This is a genomic window from Methylocystis suflitae, assembly GCF_024448135.1.
GTDB classification, from domain to species: Bacteria; Pseudomonadota; Alphaproteobacteria; order Rhizobiales; family Beijerinckiaceae; genus Methylocystis; species Methylocystis suflitae.
This window is the reverse complement of the sequence record NZ_JAMRYX010000077.1, coordinates 19,976-35,448: the sequence shown is the minus strand read 5'-3', so window position 1 is coordinate 35,448 and position 15,473 is coordinate 19,976. Positions and strand designations below refer to the sequence as shown.

Here is a 15,473-nt window from a genome sequence, read left to right as displayed (position 1 = left end):
TGTGCGCGGGTTTTCTTCGGCTTGGCGGCCGGCGCGGGCGGCGGCGGCGGCGGGGTCACCGGCATATATTGCAGGCTGACATTGCCGATGCCGGCGGAAACATTGAGGCCGGTGCCAAGGGAGACGGACACGGGCTGCAGGGAGATGGTCTTGTTCGAGCCGCCGACAAGGACCGCGCCGCCGGCGCCGGCGCCGACTGCGACCGACCCTTCCGCGCCGACATAGTCTCCGGCCAGCGCGCCAGGCGCCACGCTGTTCGTGGCCGCGAGAACCGTCCAAATCATCTGGCCCGGACCGCTGATGCCGATATTGGCGCCGACGTTGGTCAGCCTGCCGATGTAATGCTGGGGCGGGCTGCCTTTAGCGTCCGTGTACACGCAGTCGAGCGCCTGATTCTCCATGATGATCATGCCGACGCCGCCGGAGACATGGCAGAGAAGGGTGCCGACTTGCACGGATTGAGCCGTGGCGACGCTGGACGACAGCGCGATGAAAGACATCGCGCAAATCGCGCGGCCGAGCGAGGAATGAGACATTATCGAACTCCAATCGATGGGTGCGGGAACTTAGCCGCGCGGCGGGACTTTAATGGCGAAAAATACAAAAAGTAACCCCGCAGGGAATCCCTTGGCCAGTCACAAGAATATTTGCGCACAGCGGATCGCGCCCGAGCCGAACGGGCGCGGCTTCGCGTCGGAGCGATCCGGCGCCGAAAAAAGCCAGTCGAGCACGGCTCAATGCGCAGGCGCGGCGTTCGAAGCGCCGATCCGGACGCGGCGCAAACGCCAAGCGAGCGGGATGATCGTCGCTGTGACGGAACGTCAGAGCGTAGAATCGATATAGGCAAGATGGGACGCGCGCGTTTAAAGCGCGATGACATCGCCGGGCGCGACATGCTGATTGTTGCGCCGACGCCAAGTAGGGATGAGCGCGAGCGCGCCTAACAGGATAAGCGCTGCTGACGTCTAACAAACGCGCACAGACTATGGTCAGGCGGCCGAGCCGATGCCTGAAGCTGCTACAGCCTGCCGATGAGCGCCATCACGACGACAATAGCGAGCAAGGCGCCGACGATGCCGCCGGGGCCATATCCCCATTGCGAGCTATAGGGCCAAGTCGGCAAGGCGCCGATAAGCAACAACAGCAGAATGACGATGAGAACGGTCGAGAGCATGGCTGAACTCCGCTTGTCCGCGCGCCACTTGCGCGACAGTTTCAAAGCGCAACGCTCGCGCTCGAATAATGTTCCTCGCGAGTTCTGGCGCGGATGAGAGCGGTAAGGCCCGGCTTGCTTTGAATTGCCGTTGGCCTACGTTTTCTTTCGAGGCGGCCGCCATCAGCGGCAGCCCTATACGGAGCGGCTCGCGACCTCGGATGTAAAGGCGCGAGCCGTTTTCTTTGAAGCGTTTCCGTTTAGCGCACAGGCGCTCCCGCAGGCGCGATATTCAGCCGCGGGTCGTCTTTCGGATCGTAATAGTCGATCTGCCAAGGACCGGTGGCGTTGATCTGGAGCACTGAGTCCTCGTCGACGAAAACATAATGCAGCACGCCGGCAGGCATGGAAATGAAGCTTCCCGCCGGTAGCTTTTCGACCGTGGCGCGGTCGGCCGCCTGTCCTCGACCGAAACTGAAGGCGCCGGAGATGATCGTGACGAGTTCCGCCTTGGAATGCGTGTGTGGCGGCACGCGGTATCCTTTCGGCGCTTTGATCCTGACGACGAAGTCGCCTTCTCGGCTTGGATCTCCGTACAGCACCGCCATTTCAGCGCCGCCCGGCAGCGAACTCGGCGCCAGCTCCCATTTCATGTTCTGCGGAAGAAACACGCGATGCGCTTCAACTGCGCCGCCCTGGGCCGCTCCGCCGCAGGCGAGGACGCCAGCGACGACGATCGCTATTCTTGTTTTCATGAGTCCCTCCCGCGCCGCGATCTGTTTCCCGCACGACGCCAAGCCGCATCGGCTCCGCGGCGTCTTCAGGTCGAGAGATATAGGGCGGGAGCGACCGCGCTCATCCCTTAGCGGCCGGAAAAAAGTAGAATTGGGAAGACGTCACGTTGTCGCCAGGGGCGGGCTAACCCCACCAGAAGATCGTCGCGACGATGACGTAAAGACCAACAAGCGCGGCCCCGTCGACCATGTCCGCCCGGCCGTCGACGGTGACAACCGTGACGACGAGCACGGATAGAAACAGCGCCACTGCAAGAATCGGCGGGATGGCGAGCGTGAACGGCGCCGCGCCGCCCATCGCAAAGCTGACGAGCACCAGAATTGGAATGAGCGCGACGGCGACCTGAAGCGCAGAGTTCAGAATAACGCTGACTGCGAGATCGGCCTTGCCCTGAGCCGCGAGCCGAATGCCGACGACGTTTTCGACGGCGTTGCCGGCGATGGCGACGATCACGAGGCCGGAAAAAGCTTCGCTGACGCCCAGCGTTTCGATCGCTGGACCGAGCGCGTCGACGAACCAGTCGGATACGAAGGCGGCGGCGCCGCCGCAAGCCGCGAGAACGCCGATCGCGGCGCCGAGCGACCATGCATGCACGCGCGCATGGGTCTCGGCCGGCAGCGCGCGCTGCCCCTGGCTGAGCATCGCATGGGTGAGCACGACAAAAACGAAAAGCAGCACGACTGCGCAGACGATGGCGAGCTCCTGCTCATGGGCGCCGCTCGGCAGATGCAGCTCCTGTGCGAGCGTCGGCAGCACCAGCGCCGACACCGCCAATAGAAGCAGCGTCGCGATCATTCGCGGGGTCTGACTTTCGAAGTGAAGAACGCCGAGGCGCCAACCGCCGCTGATAAAAGCGAGGCCCAGGACAAGAAGCGCATTCGACAGAATGGAGCCGATCAGCGAAGCCTGCACGACGGTCAGCAGCCCGGCCCGGAGCGCGAAGATGCAGACGAATAGTTCGGGAAGATTGCCGACCGCCGACTGAACGATGCCCGTCGCCGCCGGCGAGAGGTGATTGCCAAGCTGATCGGTGGCTTCGCCAATCACATGGGCGACGATCGCCAGGGCCAAAGCCGAGGCGATGAAATTTACAATGGGACCGGCTTGCGCAAAATGCAGCGCCGCGGCGACGCCCACAAGTCCGGCCGCTGGAGCCATCGTCGCGAGGACTTTCCGGTTGGCGGCTGCGCTCATTTGCTTTTCCTTTATTGGGCGACGTGCGCCACAGTCGATCGACGCCTGGCGCGGGCGCCGAGGGTGGATGCGATTTGAATGAATGCAAAGACGCGCCGGACCGGTCAATCCGTCTTTCGCGGCTCTCGACCCAGACGCTTCTCCAAGTCGACGATGCGTCTTGTGGTCTGCAAAACCGTGTCGGGATTGAGGCTGATCGAATCGATTCCCAAGCGCACGAGGAATTCAGCGATCTCCGGATAATCGGAGGGCGCCTGGCCGCATATGCCGCAGTGCCGCCCGTTACGCTTGGCCCCTTCGACCGCCAAACGAATGATCTCCTTCACGCCCTCGTCGCGCTCGTCGAAGTCGAAGGCGACGATTTCGGAGTCGCGATCGACGCCGAGCGTCAGTTGCGTCAGATCGTTTGAGCCGATCGAAAAACCATCGAAATGTTTGGAGAATTGATCGATAAGCATGACATTGTTTGGAATTTCGCACATGACGTAAATCTCGAGCCCGTTCTTGCCGCGTTCGAGACCGAGTTCGCGCATCAGCGCAATGACCTTCTCCGCTTCTTCAATCCGGCGGCAGAAGGGAATCATCAGCTTGATGTTGGTCAGACCCATCTCGTCGCGCACGCGGGTCATCGCGGCGCATTCGAGCGCAAAACCTTCCCGGTAAGCAGGGTGCGCATAGCGCGACGCGCCGCGAAAGCCAATCATCGGATTGGCTTCCTGCATTTCGAAAACCTCTCCGCCGAGCAATGAGGCGTATTCATTGCTCTTGAAGTCGGACATGCGCACGACGACAGGCTTTGGATAAAACGCCGCTGCGATCGTGCCGACGCCTTCGGACAGGCGCTTCACGAAGAATTCGCTGGGGCTCGCATAATTTGCGGTCAGCCTCGCAATTTCGGCGCGCTCCCGGGCTCCGAGCCGTTCCGGGTGAACGAGCGCCATGGGATGCGCCTTGATCGAGTCCGCAATGATGAACTCCATGCGCGCGAGGCCGACGCCGTCGTTCGGCAACGCCGCAAGGCCGAAGGCGATATCGGGATTGCCGACGTTCATCATCACATGCGTGGCGGGTGTCGTCAGAGTTGAAAGATCGACGCGCTCCACCTCGAACGCGATGGGCCCTTCGTAGACCTTTCCGACGTCGCCCTCGGCGCAGCTCACCGAGATCATGTCGCCGGTGCGAATGAGTCGCGTCGCCGCATCCGTGCCGACGATTGCCGGAATGCCAAGTTCGCGCGCGACGATGGCCGCATGGCACGTGCGACCGCCGCGGTTCGTCACGATGGCGGCGGCCGATTTCATCACCGTGCCCCAGTCGGGCGACGTCGTATCGGCGACGAGGATCTCGCCGGGAACGAATGTTGAAAGCTCGCTGGCGCGCTCGATCACGCGCGCCTTGCCGCTGGCGATCTTTGCGCCGACCGCACGTCCTTCGACTTTCACGGCGCCGTGCTTCGTCACCTTGTAGATTTCAGCGATGTTTCGGTCGCGGCGGGACGCGACGGTTTCCGGGCGGGCTTGAACGATGTAGAGCTGGCCGTCGAGACCATCCTTGGCCCATTCGATGTCCATGGGGCGGCGCGCGCCGGCTTTGGCGCTATAGTGGTTCTCGATCTCAATCGCCTGGCCGGCGAGCGTCAGCGCCTCTTCGTCGCAGATGCAGAATTTCTCTCTTTCCTTGGCGTCGGTGGGGATGTTGCGCGTCGTCGTCCGACCCCGGTCCGAAAAGACCATCCTGATTTTTTTCGCCCCGAGCGCGCGCTTCAAAATAGCGCGCTTGCCCTGCCTATAGGTGGGCTTGAAGACGTAGAATTCGTCCGGGTCGACGGCGCCTTGCACCACGTTTTCGCCGAGGCCGTAGGCGCCGGTGATGAAGACAACGTCCTCGAATCCGCTTTCCGTGTCGATCGTGAAGACGACGCCTGACGCCGCCAAATCCGAGCGCACCATTTTCATCACGCCGACGGAGTTGAACACTTTGAAGTGATCGAATCCGTTGTCGATGCGATAGCGGATGGCGCGGTCGGTGAACAGGCTCGCAAAGCAATGACGGATAGCGTCGAGAACGGCGGCGGGGCCGCGCACATTGAGATAGGTGTCATGTTGTCCGGCGAAACTTGCGCTCGGCAAATCTTCCGCCGTCGCCGACGAGCGCACGGCGACCGTCAAATCGGGTCCGTATTCGTCGGTGAGGCGGGCGAGGGCGCTGCGAATTTCGGCTTCGACATCCGGGGGCGTCTGCGCGCCATAAACGATGTCGCGGGCGCGCGCGGCGCGCTTGGCGAGATCATCGACGTCAGACGGGTTCAATCCGTCGAGCGCCTCTTTAAGCGCGGTCCAGACGCCCGCTTCATCGAGCGTATAGCGATAGGCTTCGGCGGTGACGGCGAACCCATTGGGCACCAGGATGTTTTTCGCCGTCAGCTCCCGGTACATTTCGCCAAGCGAGGCGTTCTTGCCGCCCACCAGCGGCACGTCGGCGATGCCCACCTCATTGAAAAAACGAATAAATTTCCCGAAGGCCGAATGCGCCGGCTTTTTCTCTGTGGAAATGGTGGAGTCGGCCATTTTATTCATGACGAGCTCTTTTTGGTAAGGGAGCGAGCGTGAGGTCCCCGGGCTATTGCGCCATAATTATTACAGCTTAGCGGTGATATTGAGCGCTTACACAGAATTTGTGTGAACAAGGCACGTTTTCAGTCGCATCGGCGCTCTTTGTAGCTTAAGCATTGGCCCCTGGAGGCCGATCTGTCCTAGGAAAAACGCTTACCCCGCTGGTTATGGTTAAAACTTGACCTAATGGTCGAGATTTGGCCGGATTCTTGACCATAATAGGAATCTGATTGGACGGCTGGCCCAACTCAGTTCGTGCGATGGCGGGAGGCGCAAATGGATTCGCTGGATCTGGATCAGGTGATGGACGAAATTATCCCGAGAGGGGACAACAGGCCGCTGGCGCCGCCAGCGCCGAACTTTCCTGTCCGTCAGCGGCCGCGCGCCACTGACGACGCTACGGCGGCGCTGGACCTCGTGTCCCAGGCCGCCGCGGCGATCAAGGAACTCGAAAAGCAGTCCGCTCAGGCGGTGGCGCGCGCGCATAGCGCCGCCAATGCGGTGAGAGAGAAGCTGGAGCGCGCGGAAGACCGCGGCGATCGCGCCGAAGCCGCGTTGCGTAAATCGGAGTCGGAAGCCGCCGAACTCTCCGCGGCCCTCATTCAGACGCGGAAAGATCTCGAGGGGGTGCAGTCGCAGCTCGCGGCGCGGCAGGCCGAACTGGCGGCGATGGAGCAGCGGGCGGTCGCGGCGGAGAAGCGCGCCAGCGAGGCCGACGCCTCCGTTCAAAGGATCGTCGATGCAATTCGGACGCAGCTTCCGGTTAAGGTCGCCGAACAAGCGAAGCCTGCGGCCTAGAGCCCAGAACGTGGACGCCAGAGGGTCGCGAGCGGCGTGGTCTGATGCGGCCCGACTAGTGTGCGCGCGTAGACCGGCGCGAGATGCTCCGCGCCTTTGGCGCAGCCCCAGCGCGGCTGCGTTGACATGCTCAGGCGCGGGCGACGTCATCGCAGCGTCTGGCAGGGCGCGATGAAGAAAGCTGCAAGGCTGGACCACACCACGCCGGCGCTCGACAGCAGCATCAGTAGCAACGTCGCATACATTTGAAATTCCGCTGACGCGGCCGAGTCGCCGCCGCTCTCGACAACATAGCGACGCCAGCGGCGCGCCGCGCGCGCGAGGAATGCAAGAAGCGCAAGTGCTGCGCCGCCCGCCACGATCACACTCGCCCGTATGACTTGCGGCTCGCTGGACCAGCCGAGCACGCACATCAGCGTATGCCCGCCATAGACAAAAAGAAAATGCAGGCCCCAGACGATGGGACCGGCGAGTAGAAAGGCGATAATCGTCGTCAGAGACCAGCGAGGATGCTCAGCCTTGCTTGCACGCGACATCGTCTACTCCAGCATTCGCGGAAAGCCATAAATGAGCAAAATTCCAAGGAGCCCTTGCGCGGCTGTGTAGTAAGCCAGCAGCGTAACGCTTTCGAATGATACGCGCCGCTGCGCATCGAGTTTCCCCGTGAAGAGACGCGCCAAGGCGAATCCGGTCATCAGCGCGACAGTCGCCACGAGCTGACCTGTCAAGACAATCTCCAAATACACCATGGCGCCGTAGGAGTTTTCCCCCGGCCGCAGGCCGGATCGCCACTGCCCATAGCCCCCGATCCCGACGCCGGCGACGAGACACAGCGCGCCGGCGAGCATCAGGAGCGCCGCCGCTAGGCTGATCGAACCGGGCTTTGGAAGCGCACGGTCGGCCATCCTGAACGCAAGAATGCTGAGAAGCATCAGCGACGCGCCGCTCGCCGCCCAGCGCAGCTCCGGAAGCGGCGACGCGCCAACGACGGGCCAGACTTGCGGGCTGACGGTCCAAAGATAGAGGTAGGAGAAGATGAAGGTGATGTAGAGCGAGGCGGCGACGAGGATCAGCACGATCATCGCCCACCAGGCATGCGAAGAGGGTCCGGACATATAGGTGGGCAGACTGATCCCGCCGCCGATCTCGACGCGTCCGCGCGGCGGCGGGTCGAGCTGCCAGCACCAGACGAGCGTGGCGAAGATGGCCAATGCGCCGCAGACAAGCGCGATCGCAACGGCCTTTACCGTCAGCAACAGAAAGAAGGCGGCCGTGAAGACCGCGGAGAACATGTGCGCCCAGCCCGGTCCCGGCATTTCCAGGAGATATTCCGGTCGGGCCTCAATGGGCGAGGTGACGATCGTCTCGCGCCGTCCGGTTGCGGCGTTCGGCAGATAATAGGCCCCCGCCACGACGTCTTCGGCGAGATTGGGCTGATCCCATAGAGGGTAGCGACTCGTCACGATCGGAACGCTGCGCATCGAATAGAGATCGCTCGGCAGCCACTCCAGCGTTCCGGCGTCCCAGGGATTGGTCTGCGTTCTCTGCGTCTCCCAGTCGCGTCGGAAGCGCACGAAAATATCCACGACGAACACCAGCACGCCGAGCGCGAGAATGAACGCTCCGATCGTCGATATCATATTGAGCGTGTCCCAGCCCATGGCGCGGGGGTAGGTCCAAACGCGCCGCGGCATTCCGAGCAGGCCGGAGACGTGCATGGGGAAAAAGGCGACGTTGAAGCCCAGGAACATCAGCCAGAACACATAGCGCCCAAGGCGCTCCGAAAGCCGGTTCCGGCTGATCATCGGATCCCAGTAATAGAAGGTCGCAAAGAGCGGAAACACCATGCCGCCGACGAGCACGTAATGAAAATGCGCGACGACGAAGTAACTGTCATGCGCCTGAAGATCGAAAGGGACGATCGCAACCATCACGCCGGTCAGGCCGCCGATGGCGAAGATGAAAAGAAATCCGAGGATGAACAGCGACGGCGTGGTGAGCCTGAATCGATCGGTCGCCGACGCGATCGTCGCGATCCAAGAGAAGACCTGAATGCCGGACGGCACGGCGACCGCCATGCTCGCGGCCGAAAAGAAACCGAGGCTCAGCGCCGGTATGCCGGTGCTGAACATGTGATGCACCCACAGGCCGAAGCTGAAGAAGCCAGTCGCGATCAGCGCGACGACGATCAACCGGTAGCCGATCAGCGGCCGTTGCGCCATCGTCGGCACGATCATCGAGACGAGACCGGCCGCCGGCAGGAAGATGATGTAGACCTCGGGATGCCCGAAAAACCAGAAGAGGTGCTGCCACAGCACCGGATCGCCGCTCTGGTCCGCATTGAAGAAGGGCCAGCCGAAGGATCGTTCGATCTCGAGCATCATCGTCGCGAGGATCACGGCGGGGAAGGCGAAGACGATCATCGCCGCAAAGACCAGCATCGACCAGCCAAAGAGCGGCATCTTGTCGAGCGTCATCCCCGGCGGCCGCGTGCGCAGCATCCCGACGATGATTTCAATCGCGCCGGCGATCGCCGATATTTCGATGAAACCGATGCCGAGCAGCCAGAAATCGGCGTTATCTCCAGGCGAAAACTTGGTCAGCGTCAGCGGCGGATACATGAACCAGCCGCCGCTCGGCGAAAGGCCGTAGAAAATCGTCGAGAAAAACACGAGGCCGCCGATGACATAGGCCCAGACGGCGAAGGCGCTGAGCCTTGGAAAGGGCAGGTCGCGCGCGGCCAGCATCTGCGGCAGCAGGATGACGCTCAGCGCCTCCATCACAGGCACGGCGAAAAGGAACATCATCGTCGTGCCATGCACGGTAAAAATCTGGTTGTAGAGATCCTGTCCGATGAAATGATTGTCACCGTGTGAAAGTTGGACGCGCATGATCAGCGCCAGCACGCCCGCGAGCAGAAAGAACAGAAAGGCCGCGCCGATATAGATGACGCCAACGAGACTGTTGTTGATTTCGCTGATCTTGCGCCACCCTGGCGGATAGGCCCAGACGCGCTCAAGCTCTTCAAGTTCGCCTGGCGGCCGCGGCGTTTCGTTTGGAAGGCGCTTTTGGTCGCTTTGGCGTTCAGGCATCGAGGCGCGCTCTAGGCGCCGTCCGGACGATCGGACCGCGCGCGCAAGCGATCGTCCTCCAAAGCAAGCAGCCACCGGGATGCGATCCAAACGCCGGAGAGCACATAGCTTGCCGGGCAGGCGGCCAGCATCAGCAAACCGGCAAGGCGTTGATCCGCCAGCATTGTCTCCAACGTCGTCGCCGAGCCTGCGATGCGCGTGTCGAGAACGCGCGGCGCGAACATAAGAAGCACGCCGAGGAGGCAGGCGAGCTTGCCGGTGATCGCCAGAGCGGCGACGCCGCGCCAGCGCGCGACTCCCGTATCGCCGAGAATCGCGAGCCAAAAAAGCAACGCCGCCACGAGCAATGAGGCGTGCATCGAAAGATGCGCAGTCGGATGCCGCTCGACATATGCCGCCGCTCCTGGCGCATGCCATGCGTAGAGCAGCGCAATCTGTGCCGCAGTAATCGCCGCCAGCGTGTATCCCTTTGCAAGGACCGGAGCCGACGCAAACCTTGTCCACAGCACAGCCAGAAAGGGCGCGAGCGCGCTCATCAGCAAAATATGCGTCGCCATGTGAGACGCGCGAGGTCCGAGGCCTGGCCCAGCGTAAGCGAGGAGTCCGACCGCGCAGACGACAACTCCCGCGACGAATATCTTCGACCACGGCTCCCAGGCGGATGGGGCGCCGATAGCGCCGTTCGCCGCTGATGCGATCGTGACGTTCGCTCTGCTCATCGCCTTCGTTGATGCGAGTTGCGAATAGAGACCATATTGGCCAGCGCTCTGGTCAATCCAGAGCTTGCGGCTATTGAAACGTCTACTTCGTCGCCTAGTGTAAACCGCATAGAGCAAGCGGCGCCGACGTGGACAAATTTCAAATACTTCCCCATCTCGCGGCGCTTGCTGGCGCCTATGCGCTCGCTTTGCCGATCGGCTGGGATCGAGAGCGACAGGACCGCAGCGCAGGGCTTCGCACCTTTCCCCTCGTCGCTCTTGCCGCCTGCGGATTTGTCCAGGCGGCTGAGCAATACATGGCGAATTCGCCCGACGGCCTGGCGAGAATCATCGAGGGGATCATTACCGGAATCGGTTTCATCGGCGGCGGCGCCATTCTCAAGCAAGGCGCGTCGGTCAAAGGAACGGCGACCGCGGCGAGCCTGTGGGCGACAGGCGCTATTGGAGCCGCAGTCGGTCTCGGGAGCTATGACGTTGCAGTGGCAATCGCGGTTTTCACCTTTCTGACGCTCAAGGTGATCACGCCGATCGAGAACACTGTTCTCGTCGATGAAACTTCGCGCGGCAAGGAAGGTGAGAGTTCGTAGCCGGCTCAGCTGCGCCGATAAAAGCGCAGACGCGAGGCGAGGCGAATGCACGCCGCTCCGCCTGATGATGCGCGGCTGATCCGCCCTCGACGTTGAAGGCGCCCTCAGGCGACGAGGCAGGCGTTGTTATGAAGGTGGCCAAGCACGCGGTCGACGTGCTCGGCGGCGCAGAGCGCGATGTCCGCCGGCTCGACCACTGGCTGACCGGCGCGCTGGAAGGTCACGCGGCCGGCATCCGCCGCGGCGATCGTCGCGGCGATCAGGGCGTTGCGGTCGGCGCCGCCGTCGAGCAGCGGCGTCACCACTTGGGCGACGATATCCAGCCGAATCGGCTCGTGGCGCAGATTAGCCGAGTGCAGAACGCCCGCTGCCGCGTCGGCCCGCAGCATGGGGCAGGCGACGGGCTTCGCCGAAAGCGCGCGGGCGATCCGCAGCGATTCCGTTGAGGCGGTCAAGAGACCGACAAGCGCCATGCGCAACAGCGCGTCGGCGATTCTGGATCGCATCGCCGCGTCGACGGAGGCGCCGCGCACCTCCATCGCAGCGACGAGCTCGTCGATCGAGCTCGAATCCGGCAGGCGCGCGACAAGCGCGTCCATGGCCTTCCGCACGCCAGGATCCTGTGTGGAAAACCAGGCGCCGGAGCCGTCGGCGAAAAAGGCGTTGCCGTCCTCTTCGCGCGAAAAGCCGAAGTCCGTCCGCGCCAGAAAGTGTAGATCTTGGAGCACATCGGGCGTCACTGTGCGGACGCACCTGCCTTCCCGCTCCTTATGGATGAGCAGGGTTTGGCGGAAGGTCCGGCCGGTGAAAATGTCCATATGCTGCTCAAGCGACACCTGATTGTCGCCCGCGAGCGCGCGCAGCAAGGGCGCTGCGGCCGGATTCATATTTTCGGGCATCATCGTCGAAAGGCTCGCCTCGCCGAGATAGGCCAATCCGCGGCCCCCGGCGCTCGCCATGAACTCGGAGAAACTGCACGGCTCGTTGCAGTCTTCGAGAAATTCGTGGCCGATGTACGAGTCGTCCGCCATACGCAAATTGCCGGCTTCGGCGCGGAAAATACTGCCCCAGGTTGTCTCCGCCGGCGTGTTCTGCTCCAGAAAGGACAGCATTTCGCGGGCGCGGGCGACGCGCTCGCGCAGCGAGCCATGCGGCCCGACGTGCAGCCCCAGCGCGTCGCGCAAGGTCTGCCGCAGCCGCCATCCGGGCTGAACATTGTAGCTGATGAAGGCGACGCCGTGCGGCGCGAGATTTTCGCGCGCGATCCGCAGAATCGCGTCGCGCACCTGCTCGGGCACCCAGCTGTAGACGCCGTGACAGATAATATAGTCGAAGCCGCCGTCCTTGGACCGAAGGTCGGTCAGGCTCTGGCGGCGAAGATTGATATTTGAGAGCGCCAGCGCGGCGATTCGCTGCTGGCCCTCCTCGATTTGTCGCTGGGAAAGGTCGACGCCGAGAAAATAGGCGTCGGGGTGACGGGCCGCGAGCGGAATGAGATTGCCGCCGGCCGCGCATCCAAGCTCCAAAACGCGGGCGCGAGAGAGATCGGGGGCCGTCAGCTTGAAGATGCGGGCGACCGCGCCGAGCCGCGCCGGATGCGTCTGCGGAAACGGATGCGAGACATAAGGAAGATCGTCATAGGAGGCGGCGTTACGCGCAATCGCCGCCTGCACGGCCGTCCCGAAGTGAGTCGTCATAAGCAAGTTTCCGGAGCGTAAAGGGAGTTTCATTCTCCCTTTCGGCCGGCGGATTTGCAAATGACGCGCGGCGATTCCCGCAAAACTGCAAGAGAATCACGCACCTATCTCTCGTTGTAGTCCGATATTTCCCAAGTGGTGGATGCGGCGGTTTGAGGCGCGCCCGGCGCTCAATTGAGGCGCGCATGATCAGAATCCAAATAGATGAGTTACTTCAAGTATTTGACGTATTTTCAGTCACTTCCGCACTGTTTCCTATTTATCACAGCGGCCGGAAATGTGGCCAAACCGAGCGCAAAAGGCGTCGTTCGTCGTTGACTGTGCATGCCCGTATAAATTGTAAACATCACGATCGTTCATCCCGCGGCTTGGCAAATTCGCGGTTCGGTGCTCATCGCAGACTAGGAACTGGGGGAACTGTTCGTGACCAAACTTTCTCGGAAACTCAGCACGTCGAAAAATGGCGCCATCGCGATTCGTCGCGCGCTCATGAGCGGCTCGGCCGCTGTAGCGATGGGCGCGGCCTTTGCGCCGACTTCGGCGAGCGCCGCGGTCTGCACCGGCTCGGGTGGAGGGACTGCAGGCAACACCGGGCCCCTTTCATTCGCTTGCGGATTTGGCCTCAGCACCAACCCGGGGATCGCAAATCTTCTCAATGTCGGCGTAAACTTTGGAATTGCGAATTCCGTTGTCGGTACCGGCTCTACGGCGGCCGGAAACCTTAATAACGTAAATGGAAATTTCTCCACCGGAGTTGGTTTTACGAATCTTGTAACTGGAAACGGTTCCACCGGGGTTGGTGCTCTTAACGTTGTGACTGGAGATGCTTCCACTGGGATTGGTGCTCTTAATGTTGTAACTGGAGATAATTCCACTGGGGTGGGTTTCACAAATATTGTGACTGGAAACGACTCGACCTCTGTCGGCTCGCTCAATGGCGTTGTTGGAAACAACTCGAGCGCGTTCGGCACCTTGAACGGCATCCTGGGGAATGACTCCACAGCCGTCGGCTCGAAAAATATTGTGACCGGAGACAAGTCCACCTCGGTCGGCTCCACCAACGCCGTCATTGGCGACAACTCCAGCGCCTTCGGCACGGTCAACGGCGTTTTTGGAGATAATTCCGCGGCCATCGGCGCTTTCAACGTTGTGGGCGGTGACGGTTCGCACGCGATCGGCACGCTCAACGGCGTTCTCGGCGATGGCTCGAATGCCATCGGCACGATCAACGGCGTGATTGGCGATGGCTCGAACGCGGTCGGGACGATCAACGGCGTGATTGGCGATGGCTCCAACGCCTTCGGCACGATCAACGGCGTCATTGGCGACGGCTCCACCGCGACCGGCTCCAAGAACCTTGTGATCGGCGACAAGTCCACCAGCACCGGCAACACCAACGCCGTCATCGGCGACGGCTCCACCGCGGATGGCTCCAAGAACCTCGTCGTCGGCGACAAGTCCACGAGCGTCGGCAACACCAACGCGGTCATTGGCGACAATTCCAGCGCCTTCGGCACGGTCAACGGAGTCGTTGGCGACAACTCCGCAGCCATGGGCGCCTTCAACGGCGTGATTGGCGACGGCTCGCACGCCGTCGGCACGCTTAACGGCGTGATCGGCGACGGCTCGAACGCGGTCGGCACGATCAACGGCGTGATCGGCGACGGTTCGAATGCGGTCGGCACGGTCAACGGCGTGATCGGTAGTGGCTCGAACGCTTTGGGAACGATCAACGGCGTCATTGGCGACAAATCCACCGCGGTCGGCAATAACAACCTCGTGGTCGCCGACACCGCGCAGGCTTTCGGCTCTGGCAACCTGGTCACCGGCGACAGCGCCACCGCCGTCGGCACGGGCAACGCTGCGTTGGGCGACGATTCCTTCGCCGCGGGCTCGGGTTCGAAGGCGATCGGAACGAATGCGGTCGCGATCGGCAACAACGCGCAGGCGGGCGCCAATGGCGCCAACGCCATCGCGATCGGCACGAATGCGAAAGCCACCGACTCGGTCGCGATCGGTCTCAATACGACCGCGTCGAACGGCGGCACGGCCGTGGGCGACTTCTCGACTGCCACGGGCATCGCCTCAAACGCCTATGGCTTCGGCTCCAAATCGACGGGCCTCGGCTCCTCCGCGACCGGCGCGTTCTCGAACGCGAGCAAGGCTGGCGCCACGGCGTCCGGCGCGTTCTCGAACGCGAGCGGCGTCGGCTCGACGGCGAATGGCGCGTTCTCGAACGCCAGCGGCGTGGCTTCCACGGCCATGGGCGTCGGCGCCAACGCCTCGGGCTTCGGCTCAACGGCGCTCGGCGCCGGCTCCTCGGCGGCATTCGCCGGCTCGACCGCTCTCGGCGCCGGCGCAGTCACCACCGCTCCGAACCAGATCATGCTCGGGACGGCGGCCAACACCTACCAAGCGCCGGGCATCACGTCTGCCGCGAGCCTAGCTTCGCAGGTTGGCGTGACGAAGTTCACCACCACGGACGCCCAGGGTCATCTCGCGACTTCGGCCTTCGGTCCGCAGGACATCCAAGCTCTCCAGGCCGGCGTCCTTGGCCTGTCGCAGAGCGTGTATGACCTCGGAAGATCGGTGCAACGCGGTTACGAGGGCACGGCTGTCGCCGTCGCGCTCGGCGGCGCCAGCTACCTGCCGGACAACAAGTTTTTCTCGGTCACCGGCAACTTCGGCACCTTCCGTGGTCAGTACGGCCTTGCCGCTCAGGCGCAATTGCGCTTGAACGAATGGGCGGTGGTCAATGCCGGCATCGGCGCGGGCCTCAAATACGGCGGCGTCGCCGGCCGTGCGGGCGTGACCCTGGCTTGGTGA

12 protein-coding genes are annotated in these 15,473 nt (G+C 62.5%); 3 read left to right on the top strand and 9 right to left on the bottom strand.

Features of this window, described 5'->3' with window-relative positions; all coding sequences use genetic code 11:
* The 5 genes from NEI07_RS06350 to ppsA form a co-directional block, all read right to left on the bottom strand.
* On the bottom strand, positions 1-536 hold a 536-nt coding region (locus tag NEI07_RS06350; protein WP_256033457.1), incomplete at its 3' end, for a DUF992 domain-containing protein.
* A gap of 482 nt (positions 537-1,018) precedes the next feature.
* A complete protein-coding gene (locus NEI07_RS06345; protein ID WP_256033456.1) occupies positions 1,019-1,174 on the bottom strand; it encodes a DUF3309 family protein in 156 nt (51 codons plus the stop codon).
* 239 nt (positions 1,175-1,413) lie between these two features.
* The gene (locus tag NEI07_RS06340; protein ID WP_256033455.1) at positions 1,414-1,908 is read right to left on the bottom strand and encodes a cupin domain-containing protein; all 495 of its coding nucleotides are present in this window, start codon (positions 1,906-1,908) and stop codon (positions 1,414-1,416) included.
* Between the two features lie 163 nt (positions 1,909-2,071).
* A complete protein-coding gene (locus NEI07_RS06335) occupies positions 2,072-3,142 on the bottom strand; it encodes a calcium:proton antiporter (RefSeq protein ID WP_256033454.1) in 1,071 nt (356 codons plus the stop codon).
* A gap of 104 nt (positions 3,143-3,246) precedes the next feature.
* Entirely contained in the window at positions 3,247-5,709 is a 2,463-nt protein-coding gene (gene ppsA, locus NEI07_RS06330; protein WP_256033460.1) for a phosphoenolpyruvate synthase, read from the bottom strand.
* Between the two features lie 321 nt (positions 5,710-6,030).
* Here ppsA and NEI07_RS06325 point away from each other — a divergent pair, with 321 nt between their 5' ends.
* Complete coding sequence (locus NEI07_RS06325; protein ID WP_154453149.1) at positions 6,031-6,552, top strand: ABC transporter permease; 522 nt, start codon at positions 6,031-6,033, stop codon at positions 6,550-6,552.
* 146 nt (positions 6,553-6,698) lie between these two features.
* On the opposite strand, the gene NEI07_RS06320 is transcribed toward NEI07_RS06325, so the two are convergent.
* Genes NEI07_RS06320 through NEI07_RS06310 form a run of 3 tightly spaced genes read right to left on the bottom strand, consistent with a single transcriptional unit; the run spans position 6,699 to position 10,363 of the window.
* Positions 6,699-7,088 (bottom strand): hypothetical protein, encoded by a 390-nt coding sequence (locus tag NEI07_RS06320; protein ID WP_256033451.1) that lies wholly within the window; start codon positions 7,086-7,088, stop codon positions 6,699-6,701.
* A gap of 3 nt (positions 7,089-7,091) precedes the next feature.
* The gene (locus tag NEI07_RS06315) at positions 7,092-9,644 is read right to left on the bottom strand and encodes a cbb3-type cytochrome c oxidase subunit I (RefSeq protein WP_256033449.1); all 2,553 of its coding nucleotides are present in this window, start codon (positions 9,642-9,644) and stop codon (positions 7,092-7,094) included.
* A gap of 11 nt (positions 9,645-9,655) precedes the next feature.
* Positions 9,656-10,363, bottom strand: coding sequence for a cytochrome c oxidase assembly protein (locus NEI07_RS06310; protein WP_256033448.1), 708 nt, complete (start codon positions 10,361-10,363; stop codon positions 9,656-9,658).
* A 128-nt stretch (positions 10,364-10,491) separates the two neighbouring features.
* On the opposite strand from NEI07_RS06310, the gene NEI07_RS06305 reads away from it, so the two are divergent.
* A complete protein-coding gene (locus NEI07_RS06305; RefSeq protein ID WP_256033447.1) occupies positions 10,492-10,950 on the top strand; it encodes an MgtC/SapB family protein in 459 nt (152 codons plus the stop codon).
* A 104-nt stretch (positions 10,951-11,054) separates the two neighbouring features.
* Here the strand turns inward: NEI07_RS06305 and NEI07_RS06300 are convergent, their stop codons facing one another.
* Positions 11,055-12,647: a methyltransferase regulatory domain-containing protein gene (locus tag NEI07_RS06300; RefSeq protein ID WP_256033445.1), complete on the bottom strand. Its 1,593-nt coding sequence runs from the start codon at positions 12,645-12,647 to the stop codon at positions 11,055-11,057.
* A gap of 423 nt (positions 12,648-13,070) precedes the next feature.
* On the opposite strand from NEI07_RS06300, the gene NEI07_RS06295 reads away from it, so the two are divergent.
* A complete protein-coding gene (locus tag NEI07_RS06295; RefSeq protein WP_256033442.1) occupies positions 13,071-15,473 on the top strand; it encodes a YadA family autotransporter adhesin in 2,403 nt (800 codons plus the stop codon).